Annotated in this window: 25 protein-coding genes; 14 read left to right on the forward strand and 11 right to left on the reverse strand. The window is 27.7% G+C overall.

What is annotated here, in order from left to right; genetic code table 11:
* Nucleotides 1–65: 65 nt before the first annotated feature.
* The 11 genes from R3X25_RS08850 to R3X25_RS08900 form a co-directional block, all read right to left on the reverse strand.
* A complete protein-coding gene (locus tag R3X25_RS08850) occupies nucleotides 66–761 on the reverse strand; it encodes a Crp/Fnr family transcriptional regulator (protein WP_317673950.1) in 696 nt (231 codons plus the stop codon).
* A 601-nt stretch (nucleotides 762–1,362) separates the two neighbouring features.
* Nucleotides 1,363–2,295: a peptidylprolyl isomerase gene (locus tag R3X25_RS08855; protein ID WP_317673952.1), complete on the reverse strand. Its 933-nt coding sequence runs from the start codon at nucleotides 2,293–2,295 to the stop codon at nucleotides 1,363–1,365.
* A 91-nt stretch (nucleotides 2,296–2,386) separates the two neighbouring features.
* Entirely contained in the window at nucleotides 2,387–2,548 is a 162-nt protein-coding gene (locus R3X25_RS08860) for a hypothetical protein (RefSeq protein ID WP_317673954.1), read from the reverse strand.
* A gap of 43 nt (nucleotides 2,549–2,591) precedes the next feature.
* Nucleotides 2,592–3,464, reverse strand: a complete 873-nt coding sequence (locus tag R3X25_RS08865) for a nucleoside phosphorylase (protein ID WP_317673956.1) — start codon at nucleotides 3,462–3,464, stop codon at nucleotides 2,592–2,594.
* Nucleotides 3,465–3,468: 4 nt separating this feature from the next.
* Complete coding sequence (locus R3X25_RS08870; RefSeq protein ID WP_317673958.1) at nucleotides 3,469–3,819, reverse strand: translation initiation factor; 351 nt, start codon at nucleotides 3,817–3,819, stop codon at nucleotides 3,469–3,471.
* Between the two features lie 40 nt (nucleotides 3,820–3,859).
* Nucleotides 3,860–4,030 (reverse strand): hypothetical protein, encoded by a 171-nt coding sequence (locus R3X25_RS08875; protein ID WP_317673960.1) that lies wholly within the window; start codon nucleotides 4,028–4,030, stop codon nucleotides 3,860–3,862.
* The gene (locus R3X25_RS08880) at nucleotides 4,027–4,974 is read right to left on the reverse strand and encodes an isopenicillin N synthase family dioxygenase (protein ID WP_317673962.1); all 948 of its coding nucleotides are present in this window, start codon (nucleotides 4,972–4,974) and stop codon (nucleotides 4,027–4,029) included. The genes R3X25_RS08875 and R3X25_RS08880 overlap by 4 nt, the downstream gene beginning before the upstream one ends.
* Before the next feature lie 39 nt (nucleotides 4,975–5,013).
* Entirely contained in the window at nucleotides 5,014–5,709 is a 696-nt protein-coding gene (locus R3X25_RS08885; RefSeq protein WP_317673964.1) for a DUF6048 family protein, read from the reverse strand.
* A complete protein-coding gene (locus R3X25_RS08890) occupies nucleotides 5,675–6,130 on the reverse strand; it encodes a DUF6452 family protein (protein ID WP_317673966.1) in 456 nt (151 codons plus the stop codon). Before R3X25_RS08890 ends, R3X25_RS08885 begins: the two co-directional genes overlap by 35 nt.
* A 1-nt stretch (nucleotide 6,131) precedes the next feature.
* A complete protein-coding gene (gene rlmD / locus R3X25_RS08895; RefSeq protein WP_317673968.1) occupies nucleotides 6,132–7,541 on the reverse strand; it encodes a 23S rRNA (uracil(1939)-C(5))-methyltransferase RlmD in 1,410 nt (469 codons plus the stop codon).
* 75 nt (nucleotides 7,542–7,616) lie between these two features.
* Nucleotides 7,617–8,042, reverse strand: coding sequence for a c-type cytochrome (locus R3X25_RS08900; protein ID WP_317673970.1), 426 nt, complete (start codon nucleotides 8,040–8,042; stop codon nucleotides 7,617–7,619).
* A 253-nt stretch (nucleotides 8,043–8,295) separates the two neighbouring features.
* On the opposite strand from R3X25_RS08900, the gene rocD reads away from it, so the two are divergent.
* The 14 genes from rocD to R3X25_RS08970 all read left to right on the forward strand — a co-directional run bounded on the left by rocD (nucleotide 8,296) and on the right by R3X25_RS08970 (nucleotide 23,342).
* Nucleotides 8,296–9,531 carry an ornithine--oxo-acid transaminase gene (rocD, locus tag R3X25_RS08905; RefSeq protein WP_317673972.1) on the forward strand — a complete coding sequence of 412 codons (1,236 nt, stop codon included), beginning with the start codon at nucleotides 8,296–8,298 and terminating at the stop codon, nucleotides 9,529–9,531.
* A gap of 177 nt (nucleotides 9,532–9,708) precedes the next feature.
* Nucleotides 9,709–10,143: a DUF2141 domain-containing protein gene (locus R3X25_RS08910; protein ID WP_317673974.1), complete on the forward strand. Its 435-nt coding sequence runs from the start codon at nucleotides 9,709–9,711 to the stop codon at nucleotides 10,141–10,143.
* 31 nt (nucleotides 10,144–10,174) lie between these two features.
* A complete protein-coding gene (locus tag R3X25_RS08915; RefSeq protein WP_317673976.1) occupies nucleotides 10,175–11,518 on the forward strand; it encodes a 2TM domain-containing protein in 1,344 nt (447 codons plus the stop codon).
* A gap of 133 nt (nucleotides 11,519–11,651) precedes the next feature.
* Nucleotides 11,652–11,948: a 2TM domain-containing protein gene (locus R3X25_RS08920; protein ID WP_317673978.1), complete on the forward strand. Its 297-nt coding sequence runs from the start codon at nucleotides 11,652–11,654 to the stop codon at nucleotides 11,946–11,948.
* 4 nt (nucleotides 11,949–11,952) lie between these two features.
* Complete coding sequence (locus R3X25_RS08925; RefSeq protein ID WP_317673980.1) at nucleotides 11,953–12,267, forward strand: 2TM domain-containing protein; 315 nt, start codon at nucleotides 11,953–11,955, stop codon at nucleotides 12,265–12,267.
* A 69-nt stretch (nucleotides 12,268–12,336) separates the two neighbouring features.
* Complete coding sequence (locus tag R3X25_RS08930; RefSeq protein WP_317673982.1) at nucleotides 12,337–13,089, forward strand: LytTR family DNA-binding domain-containing protein; 753 nt, start codon at nucleotides 12,337–12,339, stop codon at nucleotides 13,087–13,089.
* A gap of 135 nt (nucleotides 13,090–13,224) precedes the next feature.
* Nucleotides 13,225–14,253, forward strand: a complete 1,029-nt coding sequence (locus tag R3X25_RS08935) for an NADH:flavin oxidoreductase (protein WP_317673984.1) — start codon at nucleotides 13,225–13,227, stop codon at nucleotides 14,251–14,253.
* Between the two features lie 507 nt (nucleotides 14,254–14,760).
* On the forward strand, nucleotides 14,761–15,822 hold the full coding sequence (locus R3X25_RS08940; protein ID WP_317673986.1) for a hypothetical protein: 1,062 nt from the start codon (nucleotides 14,761–14,763) through the stop codon (nucleotides 15,820–15,822).
* Between the two features lie 116 nt (nucleotides 15,823–15,938).
* Complete coding sequence (locus R3X25_RS08945) at nucleotides 15,939–16,823, forward strand: class I SAM-dependent methyltransferase (RefSeq protein WP_317673988.1); 885 nt, start codon at nucleotides 15,939–15,941, stop codon at nucleotides 16,821–16,823.
* Nucleotides 16,824–16,924: 101 nt separating this feature from the next.
* Nucleotides 16,925–17,092, forward strand: a complete 168-nt coding sequence (locus R3X25_RS08950) for a hypothetical protein (RefSeq protein WP_317673990.1) — start codon at nucleotides 16,925–16,927, stop codon at nucleotides 17,090–17,092.
* A 944-nt stretch (nucleotides 17,093–18,036) separates the two neighbouring features.
* Complete coding sequence (locus R3X25_RS08955; RefSeq protein ID WP_317673992.1) at nucleotides 18,037–20,685, forward strand: tetratricopeptide repeat protein; 2,649 nt, start codon at nucleotides 18,037–18,039, stop codon at nucleotides 20,683–20,685.
* Between the two features lie 5 nt (nucleotides 20,686–20,690).
* Nucleotides 20,691–21,944 (forward strand): hypothetical protein, encoded by a 1,254-nt coding sequence (locus tag R3X25_RS08960; protein WP_317673994.1) that lies wholly within the window; start codon nucleotides 20,691–20,693, stop codon nucleotides 21,942–21,944.
* A gap of 193 nt (nucleotides 21,945–22,137) precedes the next feature.
* Nucleotides 22,138–22,596, forward strand: coding sequence for a hypothetical protein (locus tag R3X25_RS08965; RefSeq protein WP_317673996.1), 459 nt, complete (start codon nucleotides 22,138–22,140; stop codon nucleotides 22,594–22,596).
* A complete protein-coding gene (locus tag R3X25_RS08970; protein WP_317673998.1) occupies nucleotides 22,593–23,342 on the forward strand; it encodes a hypothetical protein in 750 nt (249 codons plus the stop codon). Before R3X25_RS08965 ends, R3X25_RS08970 begins: the two co-directional genes overlap by 4 nt.
* Nucleotides 23,343–23,552 lie beyond the last annotated feature (210 nt).

Here is a 23,552-nt window from a genome sequence, read left to right on the forward strand (position 1 = left end):
AAATAAAAAAAATCGTTTGATTATTAATAATCAGACGATTTGAATATAAATTTGTTTCAAAAAAATTAACCTATTTTACTTATTTGAGTTAATTTATCTTTATCTAAAATTTTAATTTTTCTATCAGCCACCTTTATAATTCCTTCTTTATTAAATTTAGAAAGTGTATTAATTACACTTTCTTTAGAATAGCCTAACATATTTGCCAAATCTTTTCTAACCATAGGTAATATGTAATTATCAGATTTGTAAACTCTAGCAAAATCTAATAGAAGCATAGAAAGTGCACCATCAATATTTTTTTGTGAAAGTGTGGTTATTTTATGAAATAAGCCATTAGACACACCAGACATATGTTTAATTAAATTAAGGGCAAAATCGCCATTTAGTTTAATAAAATCTTCAAAAACATTTTTTTTAATAAAGCTAACTTTAGTTTTTTCAAGAGCAGTAGCTGTAAAATCAAAGTTTTTAAAAGCAAAACAGCATATAATCCCAATAAAAGAGTGAGATTCAACTAATGCTATAGTAGATGGTTTTCCTTCATTTATAATTTCTAGTTTAACTAAACCTTCATTTAAATAAAGTATATTACTAACAGCAATCCCTCTTTTAATAATAGTTTCACCAGCGTCAAATTCAACATCAGTTTTATTATTAATTAATTGTTGTTTTTCTTCATTTGTTAGTATATTTAAACACTCTTTAGCGTCTAAAAAGTCATAATTAAATTGAGTTTCGGTATTAAAAAAATCTGGCATACTACAGAGTAGATTTAAAATTACATCATATTTAATGTAAAATTACATTAATCTTATGTAATTATTAAATTAATACCGATTTAAAATTGAGATACATTAAATTTTATGAAAACATTAGGGTGTTGTAATTTTATACTATAGATAAGTAATACAATAATTGCATTAAATTGTTAATTGTAATTTATCTAATTGTTTGTTTAATTATTTGTATAATTTTTAAGCTGTTATTATGAAGGATGTAGTACTAAAATCCTTAATTATTTTACCACTAATTGCATTTGTTGATTATGTGATAATGATTTTGGTAGGGTGTGCAAGTCATTTATTTGGTTCTACAATTAATTTTTATCAATGTACTTTTTGTACCATAGGTAAAATTGTATTTGTTGTCTCGATAGTAGCATTTTTGGTTATTGTATTTCTCGACATTAAGTCTATTCAACAACAAAAACCACATCTAGAAAACTAATTTTTTAGATAACATTTTAGAATTATACAATCTATTTCATGATTTGTTTAGTGACTTTAGCCGAAGTTACTAACAAAAAAAGCATTGACTGATTATCAATGCTTTTTTTTTGTTTATGTTTTTTTGAAGAATTTATTTTACATCCATCAATTCAACATCAAATATTAATGTTGCATTTGGAGGAATAACTCCACCAGCACCTTGACTTCCGTAAGCTAATTGAGAAGGTATAACTAAACGGGCTTTATCACCAACTTTTAATAATTGAATACCTTCGTCCCAACCAGGAATAACTTGTCCAACACCAATTGTAAAATCTATTGGTTGTTTACGTTGGTATGAAGAATCAAAAACTTGACCATCTAATAACTGACCTTTGTAATGTACAGAAACCGTACTACCTTTAGTTGCAGGTTTTCCGTTACCTTCTTGTAAAATTTTATAACGTAATCCGCTTGGAGTTTCATTATAACCAGCAGCAATTTTATCTAATTCTGCTTTCATAGTAGCTTTAGCTTCTGCTTCACGTTTTTCTCTAGCACCTTCAAATACTCTAAATGCTTCAATTGGATTAAATGCTTCAGCAGCTTCACCAACTCTAACAATTTCTAATGTTTCAATTAAATCGTCTTGAGCAATAGTGTCCACAACATCTTGTCCTTCAACAACTTTTCCAAATACAGTATGTTTGTTATCTAACCAAGGTGTTGCTACATGTGTAATAAAAAACTGACTTCCATTAGAAGCAGGTCCAGAGTTTGCCATAGATAATACTCCAGGAGCATCGTGTTTTAATTCTGGATGAAATTCATCGTCAAAGCTATATCCAGGAGAACCTGTTCCTGTTCCTTGTGGGCAACCACCTTGAATCATAAAATCAGCAATTACTCTATGAAATTTTAAACCATCGTAATAAGGTGTTCCTTGTGGTTTTGATTTGTTTTCTAAATTTCCTTCAGCTAAAGCAACAAAGTTACCAACTGTTCCAGGAGTTTTTTCAAACTCTAAATTTACTAAAATAACACCTTTTGAAGTGTTGAATTTTGCGTATAATCCGTTATTCATTTCTTGTTTTTTTATTTTGTGCAAAGATACACGGTTATTTGAAATAAAAAATCCGCTATTTAGCGGATTATTTATTATAGATATTTTTTATTTATTCTATTTCAGAAACAAGTGTTTGTTGCTCTAAAACTGTTGTATTTAATTCAACTTTATTGGCATCACCAGTTAATCCACAGCCACAATTTGTAGAACCACAACTTATAAATAAACCTGTAAGTGCTACTATTGAAATATAAATTTTAAAATTTTTCATTGTATAAAGTTTTAATTTTTAACGCAATAACTAAAAAAATATTTTATTGAGCAAGTTTATTTAATGTATAAACTATTAATTCTTCAACTGGTTTGTATGGGTCAGGACTAAAAGTACCATTTGCTCTGTTAGCTATTATAGCATTCATAGAGCATGCATTATGGCCTAATAATTTAGATAAACCATAAATAGCAGATGTTTCCATTTCTAAATTGGTAACTTTTGTATTATTGAACTCAAAGTTATCAATTTTTTTGTTTAATTCTGGATCTTGAATGGCTAAACGTAGCACTCTTCCTTGTGGTCCGTAAAAACCTCCAGCGGTAGCTGTAACACCAGAAAAAACTTTATCGCTTATCAATTTTTCTTCAAGTTCACTACTGTTTTTTACAATATATGGTCTTGCTTTTCTTGGGCTCCAGTTGGTATGTTTTATAAAGGCATCTTCAACATCAGCTTCTAAAATAGCTTCACAATCGTAAGAGTGGAGCATACCGTCAAATCCTAAACCGTATTTAGCTAAAACAAAACTGTCTACAGGTATATCTGCTTGTAATGATCCTGAAGTTCCAATACGTACAATATTTAATTTAGTGTGTGTTTTTTTAGGAACACGGTTTACTAAATCTATATTAACAAGTGCATCTAATTCATTCATTACAATATCTATATTATCTGGTCCAATACCAGTAGACATAACTGTAATTCTTTTTCCTTTATAAGTTCCTGTAATGGTTTTAAATTCTCTTTTTTGAATTTCAAATTCAATAGAGTCAAAATGTTTTGTCACTTTTGAAACACGGTTTTGATCACCAACAAAAATAATATTGTTGGCAACTTGTTCTGGTTTTAAATTTAAGTGATATATACTTCCGTCAGGGTTCAGAATTAATTCTGAAGGTGCTATTTTATTCATAATTTTATCCGCCTACGCGTTTTACGTTATATCCTTGTTTTTTAAGGATTTGCATTAGTTTATCTCTGTGGTTTCCTTGGATAATTATTTCGTTATCTTTTACGCTTCCACCAACTCCACATTTTTGTTTTAACATTTTTCCAAGTGCTTTTAAATCTTCATCAGATCCTTCAAAACCAGTAATTACGGTAACTATTTTTCCGCCTCTGCCTTTGTTGGAAAATAAAGCTTCAAGAAATTGTTTATTAGGAGGAAGTGTTTCTTGTGTTTCTTCTTGATCGTATTTAAATTCATTATTAGTAGAAAATACAAATCCGCCTAAATCTTCAAGACTGTTTAATTTTTTTTTACTCATTTTTTGTTGAAAAAGAAATGTAAAATTAATGAAAGTTTATTTATTTTTTAAGTTTATTCCAAACAAAAATTAAAATTGCTATTAGTTCAAAAATTAAACCTATGGTCATAATTATTGTAGCTTGTGGATTTTTAGTAAACATTAATATAATGCCTGCAATTAAAAGAAATACACCAAAGGTGAAGAATGAAATTACTTTTTTTGAAATCATTTTATTAATCCTAGTTCACGTAAACGTTCGTTTAAAAATTCTCCAGCTGTAATATCTTCATACATTTTAGGGTGTTCTTTATCAACACATTTTTCTAAACAATTTAGTTTCATCTCACTAATTGGATGTGTAAAAAACGGAATTGAATAACGTGGTTTATTCCAATCTTTTTTTGGCGGATTTACAACACGGTGAATTGTAGATCGTAGTTTGTTGTTTGTTAAACGTTCTAACATATCACCAACATTAACAACTATTTGTTCAGGTAAAGCAGTTACTGCAATCCAGTCTCCTTTTTTATTTTGTACTTCTAAACCAGAAGCTGAAGCTCCCATTAATAAGGTTATTAAATTAATATCTCCATGAGCAGCAGCTCTAACGGCTCCTTTTGGTTCACCTTGAATAGGAGGATAGTGAATTGCACGTAAAATACTGTTTCCATTAGTAACGTATTTATCGAAATATAATTCATCTAAACCTATGTACAAGGCTAGTGCTCTTAATACATAAATTGCTGTTTTTTCTAGGTTTTTATATGTTTCAGAACCAATATTATTAAAGTTAGGGACTTCGTTTACTAGAACATTTTTTGGGTATTGTGCTTTTAACTTTTCGTTTCCAACAACTTCTTGTCCAAAATGCCAAAACTCTTTTAAATCGCCTTCTTTTTTCCCTTTTGCACTTTCTTTTCCAAATGAAGTATAACCGCGTTGACCACCAATACCTTCAATTTCATACGATTCTTTTACTTCTTCAGGTAAATCGAAAAAGGCTTTTACTTCTTTGTATAAGTTTTCTGAAAGTTGGTCGCTTAAAAAATGACCACGCAGCGCTACAAAACCTATTTCTTCGTAAGCTTCGCCAATTTCTTTGATAAATTTCTGTTTTCTGTTAGCATCATCTGATAAAAAATCAGACAAATCAACACTTGGTATATTTTGCATTATTTTTAATAGTTAGGTTAACTTTTTAAAAATACAAAATTATTTTTTACTTATAGGTATTTGGTAGCTTATTGTATAGTTGAAGCCTATTCCGGCATCGTTTGAAAATACACGGTTAAAACCTGGAACATATAAATTGCTAAAATTTTCAGGCTCTTTGGTAGAAAGCATTTTGTTAAAGGAAATTGAAACGCCTAAAAATAGATTTTTAAAAGTTTCTACTTTCATTCCTGCAATAAATTCAACCCAATGCGCAGAAAGTCCATCGAATGTTGTTCCATCTTCAATAGTTTCGCCTTCAAAATAAGTTCCATAAACATTTGGAGTGTATGAATTTAATGTTTGATCGAACAAAGCAAATCCATATCTAGCTCCGATATATATTTCATTGTTCATACCAACCCAATTTTCGTAGGCGTTAAAGTTTGCTCCTAATTTAAAATAGCTTCCTTTAGTTGTAAAATCTAAATAATCTTCAATAGTATTTTTATCGCTTATACCTAATTCAATAGCAGCATACCATTTTTCTGAAAATCTTAAATCGGCAACTATTTCAAATTCTGTTCGGTCTTCGTCATTTGTAAAACCAATAATAGGTTTACTTATATCTAAACCAACACGTAGTGCATAATATTTCTTATTAGAAATTGTAGAATCTTGAGCTTTATTTTCTTGTGCTTTAAGCTGAAAATTAAAAATATTAATGAAAAATATGAATATGAGCAGTTTCTTCATCGGAAATTGAATTGTTAATTATTTCTATATCTTTTATCCAGTTTGAAGTGCTTAAATCAGCTTCAAAATCTTCATAATTTATAATATACCCACAAGAACGTGAAACATAAATTTCATTTCTTATGTAGGTAAAATTAATGGTATCTGTTAATCCTTCAGATTCAAAATAGTATTTTGTAAAATCGTTATTTAAATCTAAAGGTATAGCAATTGAATCTGTTTCTTCACTAGTTGTATCATCAACTGCGTATAAACCATCTGCATAAATAGAATCTAATTCAACAGTTTTTGTTTCGTCTTGGTCATTAATATCATAAAAACGAATGATTAAGCTTGGTGTTTTATCTTCCAAACAAATATCATCTTTGTCGCAACCAGCAAACATTATTGCTAAAATTAATAATGTGAAGTATTTTTTCATTTTATATTTTTTCTAAAAGTACTACATTTTCAACATGATGTGTTTGTGGAAACATATCAACTGCTTGTGTTTTAATAATTTTATAATGTTCTTTCATTAAGGCCAAGTCGCGTGCTTGTGTTGCTGAATTACAACTAACATATACAATACGTTTTGGCGAAATTTCTAACATTTTTGCAATTACATTTTTATGCATTCCATCTCGTGGTGGATCTGTAATTATAACATCAGGTTTTCCATGTTTTGCAATAAAAGCATTGTTAAAAACATCTTTCATATCACCTGCATAAAACTCAACGTTATTTATGTTGTTTAATTGTGCATTTATTTTAGCATCTTCAATAGCTTCAGGAACCGATTCAACACCAATAACTTTTCCTGCTTTTTTTGCAACAAATTGTGCTATAGTTCCTGTTCCTGTATAAAAGTCATAAACAGTTTCGTTACCTTCTAAATTTGCAAAATCACGTGTTATTTTATACAACTCATATGCTTGTTCAGAGTTTGTTTGGTAAAAAGATTTTGGTCCAATTTTAAATTTTAATCCTTCCATTTCTTCAAAAATATGATCTTTTCCTTTAAAAAGAATAATATTTTGATCGTACAACGTATCATTTGCTTTTCCGTTAATAACATATTGAAGCGATGTTATTTCAGGAAATTTTTCAGCAATAGCATGTAGCATTTTTTCTCTTTCTTCTTTAAGTTCTTCAAACAACTGAATAACTAGCATTATTTCAGCTGTTGAAGAAATACGTAACATTATAGTTCTTAAAAAACCACTTTGTTCACGAGGATTGAAAAAAGGAAGATTGTGTTCAATTCCGTATTGTTTAATAAAATTTCTAATTTGGTTAGAAGGATCTTCTTGTAAATGGCATTTTTCAATATCTAAAATTTTATCCCACATTCCAGCAATATGAAATCCACAAGCGTTTCGGTTATCAACTTCTTTTTTTGAATTTATTTCTTCAAAAGTTAACCAACGGCTATTTGAAAAAGAAAATTCCATTTTATTACGATAGAAATATTGTTTTTTACAGCCTAAAATAGGAGTAACTTCTGGCAGTTCTAAATGCCCAATTCTAATTAAGTTGTTGGTAACTTCGTTTTGTTTATATGCAAGTTGATGCTCATAACCCATATTTTGCCATTTACAACCTCCACAATGTTCAAAATACTCACAAACAGGTTCTGTTCTTTTTTCAGAATGTTTATGTATTTTTATTACAGTACCTTCAAAATAAGATTTTCGTTTTCTTCCTGTTCTAATATCTACAATATCTCCAGGTACTGCATTGTTTAAGAAAATAACTTGCCCTTCTGGTGATTTTGCTATTGATTTTCCTCTAGCTCCAGCATCAATTACTTCAATATTTTCAAAAATGTATTGTTTCTTTTTTCTTGCCATTGTGCAAATGTACATTTTTACGCATAAAAAAAGCATTCCAAAATAGGAATGCTTTTAAATTTTATGTGTATTAAATTATTTTACACTTCTCATGTAAGCAGCTACAGCAGCTAATTCATCACCACTCATATCTTTTACAAAACCATCAAGGTTTGCTTTCATAATAGCAACTTGTCCTGGATCTTTATCTACAATTGCTTCAGCTTCACCTTTTAAAAACGTTACAATATTTCCTTTTTGTTCAGCATAAACCTTTACAATTTCTTTAATTGAAGGCCCAATTACTTTAGCATCTGGTTGGTGACAAGTAGCACATGTTTTTTCAGCAAATAATTTTTTACCTAATTCAATATTATCTACAGCAGCAACTTCTGTTTTAACCTCTTCTTTAACAGTTTCTACTTTAGTTTCCACTTCTTTCTTAACTTCTTCTTTCTTTTTTTCTCCACAGCTTACAAATAGTACTGCAGCTATACCTAGTACAAATAGTGATTTTTTCATTTTTTTGATTTTAATTTAAAATTGATTAAACAAATTTATCTATTTATTTTAAAATAAAGTGTAATTATTATAACAAATTTCAACATTTTTTTTAATGAATAATATTATTGGATTATGAATTTTTAGCAAGGTTAGGTTAATAAAATACTATGTTTTTTGTAAAAATATATTGTAATTTGCAGAATAGAATAGGATGATTTCTCTCCTTTAAGAAGGAATTGATTAGTTTTTCAATTTAAAATTTTTAAAAAAGATGATTTCAGAACAAATTTCATCACAAAAAGCTGTTGAGTTAGAGGATAAGTATGGAGCTCATAATTATCATCCATTACCAGTAGTTTTAAGTAAAGGAGAAGGCGTGTATGTTTGGGATGTTGAAGGAAAAAAATATTACGATTTTCTTTCGGCATATTCAGCTGTGAATCAAGGGCATTGTCATCCTAGAATAATTAATGCTTTAAAATCACAAGCAGAAACATTAACCTTAACTTCAAGAGCGTTTTATAATGATGTTTTAGGAAAGTATGAGAAATTTGTAACCAATTTTTTTGGTTTTGACAAAGTGTTACCAATGAATACTGGAGCTGAAGCTGTAGAAACTGCGATTAAATTATGTAGAAAATATGCATATGAAGTAAAGGGAATTGTAGAAAATGAAGCACAAATTATTGTTTGTAAAAATAATTTTCATGGTAGAACAACAACTATTATTTCTTTTTCAAACGATGAAGATGCACGTAAAAACTTTGGACCTTATACATCGGGATTTATAAAAATTGAATATGATAATTTACAAGCTTTAGAAGAAGTACTAACTTCAACTAAAAATGTAGCTGGATTTTTAGTTGAACCTATTCAAGGTGAAGCTGGAGTTTATGTTCCAAGCGAGGGATATTTATCAAAAGCTAAAGCTCTATGTGAAAAATATGGAGTTTTATTTATTGCTGATGAAGTACAAACAGGAATTGCAAGAACAGGAAAGTTATTAGCCGTTAATCACGAAAATGTTCAACCAGACATTTTAATTTTAGGAAAAGCGTTAAGTGGAGGTGTGTATCCTGTATCTGCAGTTTTAGCTAATAATGAGATTATGAATGTGATTAAACCAGGTCAACACGGTTCTACGTTTGGTGGAAATCCTGTAGCTTGTGCTGTGGCAATTGAAGCGCTAAATGTAATTAAAGATGAGGCATTAGCTGAAAACGCGGAAGTATTAGGGCAATTATTTAGAAGTGAAATTCAAAAATTGGTAGATTCTAGTGATTTACTTCTTAAAGTTAGAGGTAAAGGATTGTTAAATGCAATTTTAATTAACGATACTGAAGATAGTTCAACAGCTTGGGATATTTGTATAAAATTACGTGATAATGGTTTATTAGCAAAACCAACACATGGAAACATTATTCGTTTTGCACCACCTTTAGTTATGAATAAAGAGCAATTGTTAGAGTGTGTGGAAATAATAAAAAAGACTATTTCAGAATTTTAGAAATTAGAAATACATTTTAAAAGCAGCCAATTGGCTGCTTTTTTTGTTTTTAAAAATATCGGTTTTACATTTCATCCTAAAAAAAATACAGTTCGGTAATTTATAATTTTAAGTGTTGTAATAAAAAAGGACTTTTGAACTATCAAAAAATAAGTATTAACTCAAAAACAAAAAATTATGCAACATTCAATTTTAATTATCGCACTTTTAATTTCATCAGTTCTATTTGCTCAAACTAGTAAAGAAACAGAACTAGAAGAAGGACAAACTATTGAAGTATCTGTAACAAATGCTTTAAGTGATAAAGGAATTATCTATTTTTCACTTCATACAAAAGAAACTTTTAGAAAGGCAAAAGCAATGTATTCTGAATCTTCAAAAATTGAAAATGGAAAAGCTGAAGTAACATTTAAAAATGTACCAGAAGGTGAGTATGCTATTATATGTTTTCATGATGAAAACGAAAACAATAAAATGGATTTTGAATTAAATGGAATGCCTAAAGAAAGTTATGGAACATCTAATAACCCTATGAGTTATGGACCTCCACAATTTGAGCCATCAAAATTTGAAGTGACTAACAAAAATTTATCTTTAGAAATTAAGTTTTAAATTGCAAGTATAAAAAGTAACAACCATTTCAATGAAAACAGATTTAAAATCGCTACTTAAAGTTTCGCTAATTCTTGGATTTGCTATATTTATTATAGAACGATTAATTTCAGCAAAAGGTTTTAATTTACCTATAAGTGAACTAGTAAAAGTTTTAAGTGTTCATTTTATGTATGCCTTTGTTTTATCAGTTATAAATGGTTATTTCTACAATTATATAGGAACTAAATTTACCTGGAAAGAGAATTCAAAAAGCAGATTAATTTATGGAGCATTAGGTTCTATAGCTCTTACAATGCTTGGGTTAGTTGTTTTAAGATTTGTAACTATTGTTTTAATATCTGGTAAGCCAGTAGAAAGTTTTATTAACGATGCGTATGCTATAAATTACTACACATTTGGATTGGTAATTACGTTAATTGTAAGTTTAGTTTTTCATGCTATATTCTTTTACAAAACTTTAACTGAAAAAAAAGTAACAGAACAAAAAATAGTTGCTAAAACAGAATCAGCCAAATTTGAAAGTTTAAAAAGCCAAATTGATCCACATTTTTTATTCAATAGTTTAAATGTTTTAACTTCATTAATAGGTGAAAATCCAAAACTAGCTGAAAAGTTTACTACCAAACTATCTAAAGTTTATAGATATGTTTTAGAACAAAAAAATAAAGATTTAATTGATTTAGATGAAGAGTTACATTTTGCAAAAACATATATGGAACTATTAAAAATGCGTTTTGAAGATGCTGTTACATTTGAAATTCCAGATTCTGCTAGTAATCCTTCATTAAAAATTATACCTCTTTCGTTACAATTATTATTAGAAAACACTATAAAACACAATGCTGTTTCAGAGGAGAATCCATTAAAAGTAGTGATAACTGAAGAAAATGGTTATTTAAAAATCACAAACAATTATAACCCAAAAGCTACTGTAGAAAAAAGTACAAAGGTTGGATTAAACAATATTGTAGATCGTTATAACTTAATCACATTAAAAAAAGTATTTATTGAAAAAACTTCAGAAAGTTTTACAGTACAAATACCATTATTAACACAACAAACTAAAAAAATGAGAACATCAGAAAATATAGAAAGTAGCAGATATTTAAGAGCAGTAGAACAAGTAGAAGAAATAAAGGCTTTTTATGGAGGTATTATTGCCTATTGCATAGTAATTCCAATAATAATTTATATAAACTTAACATATATTCCACAATTTCACTGGTTTTGGTTTCCAATGCTTGGTTGGGGAATTGGAATGACAGTACAAGGATTTAAAGCCTTTGGACGTAATAAAATTTTAGGTAGAAATTGGGAGGAACGTAAAATTAAAGAGTTTATGGAAAGTGATCAAAAACAATATTGGGAGTAGAGTTGAGTTGAAACCTAAAATTAATATAGTACGTCATTACGAGGAGTATGCGACGAAGTAATCTCAAATTGAAACAATAGATTGCTTCACTCAATTAAATTTCATTCGCAATCATAAAACAAAAAACAATAGTATGAAAACTGATTTTACAGAAGAACAAAAATATATTAGAGCAAAAAAGAAAGTTGATGAAATTAAAGGATTTTATTGGAATCTAATATCCTACTGTTTAGTTATACCTTTTTTAATATTTATAAACCTTATGACATCGCCAGGGTATCAATGGTTTTGGTGGCCAATGTTAGGTTGGGGAATTGGAATTGTTTTTCACGCTTATGGAGTTTTTGGTCAACAGATACTTTTTGGGAAAGATTGGGAAGAGCGTAAAATTAAAGAGATAATGAAAAAAGATTCAAACAATAAATTTTAAAAAAATGGAAAATAATAATTTAGAAAATCAAAAATATATAAGAGCTCAAAAAAGAGTAAAAGCAATAAAAGGATTTTACATTCATTTATTTGTTTATATCGGTGTAAATGCTTTTTTAATTTTAGCAAGAATAATATCAGGTGAAGGTGTTGGGCTTTTATTAGATTGGAGTTCATACGGAACACTATTTTTCTGGGGAATTGGGATCGCATTTCATGCATTTGGAGTGTTTGGAATGGACTTTGTTTTAGGTAAAAACTGGGAAGATAGAAAGATTAAAGAACTAATGGATCGCGATAAAAAAGATATGTGGGAATAATTTTTTAAACTAAATTATAAAAAAAACAATTGATATTTTTTTTAATTTTAACCAGCAATCAGCAACCAAATGAACGTACTAATAATTGAAGACGAAAAACCAGCAGCAAGAAGGTTAAATAGAATGTTAAATGAGCTTGGGTTAGAACCCAAAACTATGCTACATTCTGTAGAAGAATCACTTAATTGGTTAACAAATAATCAGCATCCAGATTTAATATTTTTAGACATTCAGCTTTCCGATGGCTTATCTTTTGAAATATTTGATGAAATAGAGGTAAATAGCGCAATAATTTTTACCACAGCGTATGATGAGTATGCTTTGAAAGCTTTTAAACTAAATAGTATCGATTATTTGTTAAAGCCAATAGATAGTGATGAATTAGAAAATGCTGTTTCAAAATTTAAAAAATTTCAACAAACAGAAATAGATACAAAATTAGATTTAAGTAAATTAAAAAGTTTATTATCTAATGAAACAAATAACTATAAATCAAGGTTTACCGTAAAAATTGGTCAGCATTTAAAAATGATTTCAGTAGAAAATATTGAGTGTTTTTATAGCGAAAATAAGGCTACAAATATTTATACTGTAAATGGTAGAAATTATTTATTAGATGATACACTTGAGCAACTAGATCCTAAATTAAATCCAAATATTTTTTTTAGAGTAAATAGAAAATATTTTGTAAATATAAATGCAATAAAAGATATTGTTGCGTACACAAATAGTAGATTAAAACTTGTTTTAAAGTCCTATAAAAACAATGAAATTATTGTTAGTCGTGAACGCGTTAAAGAGTTTAAAAATTGGATTGATTAATCTATAACTTTTTATTAATGAATTCAGATTTTAACAATTCTTAATACAATATTTCTACTTAAATTTGAACTTAACCATTAATACTTTAACATGATAAGTACAAATTCCCCAGTTTCCTTCTCTTGCCGATTAAAAATGAATAACAGATTTATGTTGGCTCCTCTAACAAACCAACAAAGTTATGAAGATGGAAAGCTTTCTAATGATGAACTAAAATGGTTAGCTATGCGAGCAGAAGGTGGTTTTGGTTTAGTTATGACTTGTGCATCACATGTTCAAAAAATAGGCAAAGGGTTTCCTGGTCAACTTGGTATTTTTAATGATAGTTTAATTGATGGACATATTAAATTGACAGCAAAAATAAAAGAACATGGAAGTTTAGCTGTTATTCAATTACATCATGCAGGTATGCGAACACCTTCAGAATTAATAGAAGGTCAACCAGTTTGTCCTTCAAATAATGAGAAAACAAATGCAAGAGAACTTTCATTAAAAGAAGTAAAGCAATTGCGAGATGATTTTATTTCCGCGGCTATTCGTTCTAAAAAAGCTGGATACAATGGTGTAGAAGTTCACGGAGCTCATGGATACATAATAACTCAATTTTTAAGTTCAGAAGTTAATAAAAGAACAGATGAATATGGTGGTTCATTAATAAATAGAGCGAGGCTTCTTTTTGAAATAGTTGATGGAATTAGAGAACAATGTGGTAATAATTTTTTGCTTGGTGTTAGATTATCTCCTGAAAGATTTGGAATGGATATTAATGAGATAAAATTAGTTTGTCAGCGATTAATTGATGAAGGAAATATTGATTTTTTAGACATATCCTTATGGGATTGTTTTAAAATTCCTGATGATAAAAAATATCAAAACTTAACCTTATTAGAACACTTTAAAAGTTTAGATTTTAAAAAGGTAAAATGGACAGTTGCTGGAAAAATATACAATGCTGTTGATGTACAAAAAGTTTTAGATGCTGGTGTAGATTTTGTATCTATTGGAACTTCAGCCATATTACACCATAATTTTCCAAAATTGGTAATTGCTAATTCTAATTTTGAACCAATTGCAATTCCAGTTTCAGAGGAACATTTAAAAAAAGAAGGATTAGGAGAGAAGTTTATTACGTATTTAAAAAGATGGCCAGATTTTGTTAAGTAAAGCGTTAAATATATAAGTATTAAAATAAACTCAATATCTATATATAGAAATCCATAAAGCAAAACAGTCAAAAAAAGCTTTTTTTTAAACTGTAAAGGCACATAAATGGAATGATTCTAAATTTCAATAAAATTTATAAGATTATAAATATATATAATCGTTTTTTTTTAAATTTGAGTAACATAATAGAATTGCTAAAGATCAAATAAATTTTTATACCACACTTATTAAACAAGGTTGGATTATTAGTGTTTTTTCTAAAAATAAACACTGCTGAACTAGATTGTTTGTTTAAATTAATTTTTAATTAATATTAGTGTTTTATTCTTAATATAATGCTTTTAAGTACTTCTATTTTTCAAGATGTACCTAGTTGTAATTATCACAAAACAGCTAGTTATAGATGTTTAAATATTACTAAAATAATAATATACTATGAAAACAATTTTAACCTTTTTTTGTATTACTCTATTGAGTTTAAACTCTTTTTCTCAACAACTTATGAATATGACTATTTTTAAAACCGATAGTTCACAAATAAAAACTTCTGGAATATTTATTTATGAAAATGATCTTATTAAAAATATTCGTTTTGAAAATTCAAATTCAAATTTAGATAATATTACAAAAGTAGTAATTGAAGACAAATCATATCTTGTAAAAGACTATGGTTGGGGAAGATACTTATTCCTTCAAATTTCAAGTGGAGAATTATCTCTTTATAAAAGTAAAAGCAACTATTATTTAGAAAACAGTAAATTTGGTTTAAAAGAAATAGCTAAAAAAGAATATTTAAATTATCCTGTATTCAAATCAGGAGTAGTTTCTTTATTTATTAATAACTGTAAATTAGCAGTAAATAAATTAGAACAAAATGCTACAAATCTTACCTTAAGAAATTTAAAAAATATTATTAAAATTTACAACTCTTGTAATTTAGAATCAGAAATACAAATTGCTGATGAAGCAATAGAAAAATCAATGGCGCCAATCGAAAAAATTGAATTTGGAGTATCTCTCGGATTAATGAATTTAAATACTGATTATAATAATATAATTGATATTTCAGCAACTAATACAATCCTTACATCAGTAGGCGCTAAATTATACTTTCATTCAAATATGTTGGATGAAAATTTAGATTTCAATATCTCTGTGGATTACTTTATGAAAAATAAACAAAAGATTAACAATTTAGATTATACTTTATATAGTGAAACTCAACTTACAAAACTTATGTTAGGTACTAATTATTTATTTAATAATCTTAATACAAATATTAAACCATATATAGGGATTTCAGGTGGAATAATTCTAAATTCAAACTCTTCAATTTTTTTGACTTCAAATTCAAATAGCCTAACTTACACAAACTATACTACTAATAATGAATTGTGTTATAATATAAATGCAGGAGCAGTGTTTAATATATTAAATCAAAAAATTGACTTTTTAATAGAATACCAACCTAAATTAGATATGTCAATTTTAAAATCATCAAGTTTAAATACAGAAAATAATTCATACAATATTACAGGGATAAGTTTTAGATTAACGTATGTATTTTAAAATTAGAATTTAACAAAAACTGGTTGCAACACCTTGTAAAATTAATGTAGAACTTTAAATAAAAATACGGATCATTAAATAACTTGCCATTTTAAAAATAACCCCAAAAAGCAAAAATGAAACAATCAAAAATAGAAATGTTAACCCAAGAAATTAAATCCGAGAAAGATTTTGACAAACTAGATAATTTAATTTCAAAAATAAGTATAGAATTTAAAAATGGTGAAATATCAAAAGAAGATATCTCTAAGATAAATGGAAGTTTTGGAAAAGATTTTTTAGAAAATACAATCCAGGGATATGGGTTGAGAAAACCTTTTGGATATGCTGGTGATTTTTTAATGATTGATAAAATTTACACTTTTCATAAATCATCAATTGAAAAATATCAAATTTGGGACGAATATTTCCACCGTCAATCAGCTCCAAAAGCCGTAAGAAATAGAAAAGAGTATCTTAAAAAAGATATAAAGTCAAAAATCAAAAATAAACAACCTTTAAACCTTATGAATGTTGCAAGTGGACCCGCGAGAGATTTATTTGAACTATATGAGGAAAATATTGGGCTTAATATGAATACTGTTTGTATTGATATGGATGAAGCTGCAATTAAATATGCAAAAAAATTGAATAAGAAATACCTTAATCAAATCACATTCATTCATAAAAATATTTTTAGACACTCTGAAAATAATAAATACGATGTAATTTGGTCAGCAGGGCTATTTGATTATTTTAATGATAAAGCATTTATCTTAATTTTAAAGAAATTTAAAAATTGGTTAAATCCAGATGGTGAAATAATTATCGGAAATTTCAACAAAAACCACAATCCTAGTAGAGATTATATGGAACTTTTGGGAGAATGGTATTTAATTCATAGAACGGAAATTGAATTAAAAGAACTTGCCGAAAAAGCAGGTTATAAACCTGAAAATATTAGAATAGGAAAAGAAGAAGAGAATGTAAATTTATTTTTACATATTAAATTGGAAAAATAAAAAAAAAGAGAATTCTGATTTTTATTATCCAAAACAGTTAACCAATGATAAAACTCTTTAGAAAAATTAGATAAAATTCACCTCTCAATTTATTTTTTTTAGTGCTATGGTCAGCTTCATTTTTTACACAAAAAAGTGAAAAAAATGATACTTTAGAAATTATTAAAGCAAAAAATCATCATTATAAAGCTTATATTTTAAGAGAACATTTTAATGCTAATAATCCTACTCATTTAGTTTCCATAGCAAAAGATTTAGGTTTAGTTTAATATTTTTTAGAAAAACTAACTGTTTACGGAAATCCGTATAAAAGTTAGCATAGAACACCTTATTTTTGAAGTGAAATTAATTGCTATGAAAAAGATTAATTTTAATTATCAATATAGAGTCTTATAGATTTTAATCTATAAAAAAATAAGGGAAATTGTTGTAAATATTGAAAAAGATTCTAAAGCTTTACGGGTAACCGTAAGGCTTTATTTTTTTGTTAAAGTACATTTGAGGTAAACTAATGAGGGTAGCCGAAAACTGAATAGAGTAGGCATTTAAAAAGAATGAAAAAATTGTAAAACAAACCCTCTTGTTCGTTATAATTTCGATACAACATTTAGCAATCCCTTTATTTATAGGCTTTCAGAAGAATTGAGGTACAAAAAGGCAAAACATTTAGCACAAAAGTTTGCAATTGTTAGTAACTTTTTCAAAGGTAATCATTTCTCCCTTAATTTCACCACCCTGTGAGCCCTTATTATCACTGGGTTTATTGAAATTATCACTTTTTTGATGGGAGAAGTTGGCCAAGTTCAAAAAGAGCATTTTTTGTTGCTTTTTTTTGTCAAAATTCCCCACCGACATTTAGGAAGTGAGCAAAATAAGGAAAAATGACTCTTTTTTGAGGTACAATAGGTACAAAACTAGAATGATTTTAAATTTTGATAAAAATTGTAAGATTTATATTTATTTAGACATATTTTTTTAAATTTGAGTAACAAAAATAGAATTGCTAAAAACAAAACATATTTAATTCTATACTTTTAACTATAGTTGGTTTATCAGTGTATATTTTAGAGATAAAAGTGGTTGAGTTATATCATTTATTTTAAAAGGTATTTTTACTAATAAAGTAATTATTGTTTTATCTGGGGTATAATATGTTTAAGTAGTGCTATTAGTAATTATATAAGGAGTTGGGCAGAATATAAAAAAATTGCAAATGTCAAAAATTACAGAAACAAGATTAACATTAGCTGCATTAATTTATGGAGTTGAAATAGATTTGAAAAACTCTATTAAAAAAAACATTACCCCATATTTTGAAAATTTAGCATTTTTTAAAAATGCAGAATTAGAAAAAAAAATAATTGAACGATTTGAAAAAGATAATCCTGGTGTAAATTATTCAGAAAATTTAGATGAAGTAATTGAATTTCTTGATTTTCAAGATACATTTACAATCCTAAATCAAAACAAGGAATTCTTAAAAAAAGAAACAGTTAATTATCTAAAAGGAAGATTTAAACAATTAAGTGATTTAACACCAATAAGGAATCGTGTAATGCACACTCGTCCTTTATTAGGTGGTGATTTTTCTTTCACATATAATTTCATTTCTAACCTTAAAAAATCAGATCCAATTGAATGGTCAGTAACGATTGATACGAGAGATAAAATTGAAAAAGATCCTTCATATGTATTAACATTAAAGTTCCCAACTAACCATTTAGATGAAGAAATCTCAAAAGTAAGTCATAATTTACCTGTTCCTGACTTTGACGAAACAGGTTTTATAGGTAGAAGCCAAGATATTGAAGCTTTAACAAAATTAGTTCTTTCAAATAAAGTTGTTTCTGTTTTAGGAGATGGAGGAATTGGTAAAACGGCACTAGCATTAAAAGTTGCCTATGACATTGTCGATATGAATGAAAATTGTCCATTTGAATTAATAATTTGGACGTCCGCCAAAACAACAATGCTAACATCTAAAGGGATAGAGGATATCTTTACAGCAATTACTGATTATTCTGGATTGATTTCTGAAATCAGTGATTCAATAGGAACAGATAGTAAACTTCATGAAATTTTAGAATATCTTGATTATTTTAAAACTTTATTAGTAATTGATAATTTAGAAACAATTCAAAGTCCAGAGGTAAGAGAGTTTATTAGGGAAGCTCAAACTAAATGTAATATTTTGATTACTTCAAGAATTGGTTTAGGAGAGCTAGAATATCCTAGAAAATTAAAAGGTCTTTCCGAAACTGAATCAGCCAAATTAATTAGAGAGATTGCAAGAATTAGAAATAGTGAAACCTTAATGAAACTTCCTCAAAAAACTTTGGTAGAAATTTCAAGTAAACTTTACTTTAACCCTTTAGCAATTAAATGGTTTGTTAGTACTGTAGAAACTGGAATTGCTCCTCACGAAGTAATTAATAATAAAGAGGATTTACTTGATTTCTGTTTAACCAATGTTTATGAAAAATTAAGTGAAGGAGCAATTTCAATTTTAAAAACGATAAGAGCTTCTAGAAAAAAAGTTACTATTGCTGAAATTATTTATCTGTCATCATATCAACCTCTTGAAACTCGAAAATTTTTAATTGAACTATTTAAAACTACCTTAATTTCTAGACAAATTGAAGATGGTAATAACTATGAAGAAGTAATTTATTATATATCAGACTTTGCAAAAGATTTTCTATCTAAAAAGTACCCAATTGAACAATCTTACGTCAAAGCCAATATTAAAAAATCTAAAGAATTAAGTTCAGGAATTAGGCAAATAAACAAAGTCCAAAAGTACAATGAATTTGCTCTCAACGCTTTAGTTTATGATAATCAAAATCAAATGATTAGTGCTAAATTTTTACACGAAGCCTTACTTTTTTCAAAAAATGGAGATTTTGATAATGCATTACTAAAGGTAAAAGAGGCTAAAAACATTGATCCAAATTATTTTGAAGTTTATAGAGTAGGTGCTTTTATTAAAGCTACACAAGGAGATTTATTAAGTGCAGAAGAGGATTATCAATTAGGATTAGAGATTGCACCTGAAAACCCAAGGCTTTTATTCTATTATGCACAATTTTTAGTGTTCAAATTAGAAGATGTCGAAAGTGCATTAGTATATGCTAAAAAAGTATATGAACAAAAACCGAATCATCCATTTACAGCATTCTTAATAGCAAGATGTTTCAATTCAGCACAAGAATTTAATAAGGCTATTCAAGTTGTAAGAAATCTTAAGGAAAATGTTGCACTTGACCCTAAAAACTTAAGAATCGCGAATACAGAATTAATATCATATTATTCAGAAACAGGTAAAAGTGAACTTACAATTCAAACAGATATTGATAATGGAATAAGACACTATAAAAAAGCTTTTGAATTATTTGAGGATTGCGTACAAGAAAAGATTGTCGATTATAAAATGGCAAAGAATTTTAGTGTTGCCATATTAACTTTTATTAGAATATTACCAGTTGTAAAAATTCAAGATTATAAGGAATATATAAAAGAATTAATCCTAGATAATGACAAATTCATCAATTTAACAGTTGATTTAAAGGAAAAAATAATTTTACATTATAAAGATAAATTTTCAGATGATTCTTTAAATAGCTTAATTAATTTTAAATCAGAAGAAGAAAAATTAGTTGGAAACATTCGTAGAACAAAAAATCCTAAAGATAATTACGTTTTTATAGAAACTAAAGACAGTAGAGTGTTCGCTCACCGATATGATTTTATTGACATAGCAAATTGGAGCGATTGGAAACAACTTGAAAACGGTCAATTAGTTACTTATGAAATGGGAAAAAATAAAACTGGACCGTGTGCACAAACAGTAAAGATGATATAAATACTGTGCCCAACACAGAGTTTATTGAAAAAGCAAAGAAAGTCCATGGCGATAAATTTGACTATTCAAAAGTAGAATATACAGGCAGCCACAACGAAGTTTGCATAATATGTCCAGAACATGGCGAATTTTATCAAAAAGCAACTAATCATCTATCAGGAAATGGTTGTAAGAAATGTGCTTATAAGTACAGTCATGGAAAATATAGACTGACTTCTTTCGAAAAATTTCTTTCACAAGCTCAAGAAATACATGGTAAAAAATATGATTATTCTAAAGTAGAATGGAAAAATACTAGAACTAAAATAACAATCATATGTCAAATTCATGGGGAATTTGAGCAAGTGCCACAAAATCATATCAGACTTAAATGTGGATGTAGAAAATGTGGTAGAGAAATAGCTAAATCCAAAGTAAATAAATACAACACTAGATATTTCATAAAAAATGCTAAAAAGGTCCATGGAGATAAGTATGACTATTCTGTGACCCAATGTTTTAATGCTACAGATAAATTAGAGATAAATTGTCTTACTCATGGAATCTTTAAACAAAGCGCAGTTCAGCATTTAAAGGGTCGTGGTTGTCCTAAATGTCATTTTGACCAAATGGCAAAAGACAGAGCAATGGGTAAAGAACTATTCATTAATAAAGCAAAAGAGTTGTTTGGAGATAAGTTTAACTACTCAAAAGTTAAATACGTAAATGGACAAACAAAAGTTAGTCTTATTTGTCCTGAACATGGCGTGTTTGAGGTTACACCGAATAGTCACTTATCCAGAAAAAGCGGTTGTCCAATATGCAATGAATCTAAATTAGAAAGAGAACTCGCATTAATATTGGATGAACAAAAAATAACATATAAAAGACAAAAAAGGTTCAAATGGTTAGGTCGGCAATCGTTAGACTTTTATCTTCCAGAGTTGAACATAGCAGTTGAATGTCAAGGAGTTCAACATTTTAAACCAGTCGATTTTGGTGGTAATGGAGAAAAATCTGCTAATCAATTATTTGAAAAGAATAAAAAAAGGGATGAAAGGAAACTCAAAAAATGTTTAGCTCATAACATAAAAATGACTTACGTAATTGACAATGAAGAATTTCTTGAAAACAATTATCACTTTGATACTGTAGAACCGTTTTCAGAAAATGTAAGTTATAAGATTTTAAACATTAGTCATTTCAAGAATTATATAATCCATTTGATTGATACATCTCGTCTTTTAAGCATATATAAAGAAAAAAATATAATGAAATAATTAAAAAAACCAGCGCACAACAACGTACATAAAAAATAGCTTCATTTATTAAAATAGAATGTTTCTAAACCTAAAAAATATTAAATTTAAACATCGGAAAATATCGTTTTCAAAAACGCTACTTTTCATTTATTAAACCGTTACCACACATTTGAAAAAATACGCTGACATAATATTAATAAATCTAGTTTCAATGGTGATTGGAATCGGATTATTCTATTTAACTAAAGAAAAAGTTGAAGTGCTAGGTGCTGTTATCGCAACTGGAATTTCATTATCACTCGGAATTAGACAATCTAAAACTGAAAATGATAAACTCTTTAAAGAACTATTTACGGAATTCAACTATAAATATGACCAAACATTTAATAACGTCTTACAAGAAATTGTTGAGAAATCGGAAGAAGATAAAGAGTATCAAATATCATCAGAATATGAAAAGTTTATAATTGACTATTTAAATTTTTGCGCAGAAGAATATTTATGGAAAACTATGGGAAGAATACCCAATGAGGTTTGGAATTCTTGGGAAAATGGAATGGTATATTATTTAAACAATAGATTAATTAAAGAAGTAGTTTCAAAACAAAAGGGACAAAAGGATTCCTATTATGGACTGTTTGAAAAAATTAAAAAACGTTTAGAAATATGAATACACAAATTGGAGTTGGCTTATTAGTTGGAGCAGTTACAGGCACATCAATTTACATTTGGAATTCAGATAATTTTACTAAACCTCAAAAGATAATCTTACTCTTTTGTATTATATTCCCACCAGCACAATGGATTTTAGCAATTATTTTTTTTTTCTACAATTCTTCTATTAAACCTTCATTAAATGTCAATATAAATTCATCATCAAAAGAAAGTACACCTAAAACAAAAAAACAAGGATTTTCAAAAACGGAACAAAAACAGAGTGTTGAAATTCTTAAAGAAAAAGGATTGCTAAATGAATCTGAATATCGAGAGAAAATAGATATTATAGAAAATCAGATTAAAATTGATAGAATTTATAAATCAAAAGGTTATCTCAATTTAAAAAATCTATTTGAAAGTGGACTCTTTACGAAAGACGAATTTGAAAGTAAAGTTGAGCTACTAAAAACAAAAGTCAGTGAAAACAAAAGTTTCAATCAATCAGATATTGTACGAGAAAAATTAATTGGAATTTGGAAAGATAATTTAGGCACAATTGAATTTTGGGATGACGACACTTTTGTTTTTAATGATAAAAATAAAGATGTAACAAATGGTATCTGGTCTATTGACGATAGTGATATAATTGATATTCGATTCAATTCAAGACTGGAGAAGTTTTATATATTGGAATTATCAGAAGAAACGTTGTCATATGAACATAATAATTCACGTTTTACACTAAAAAAAGAAAATTGAAAATAAAAACGTGTGGTATCAACTGGTATATTTTATATTTTGGTTTTAGCACATTTACGAAAATCCTATCGGATTTTCTTGGTCGGTAATTATTTACTAAATTAGTTGCTTAAAAACGCAACGAAATCATACACAATCACGTTATAGCCAATGCTAAGTGCGTCTATAATATAGGTATACTGGAAATTATTCTAATATGCTATTTTAATA

Source organism: Lutibacter sp. TH_r2, assembly GCF_033101135.1.
GTDB lineage: Bacteria > Bacteroidota > Bacteroidia > Flavobacteriales > Flavobacteriaceae > Lutibacter.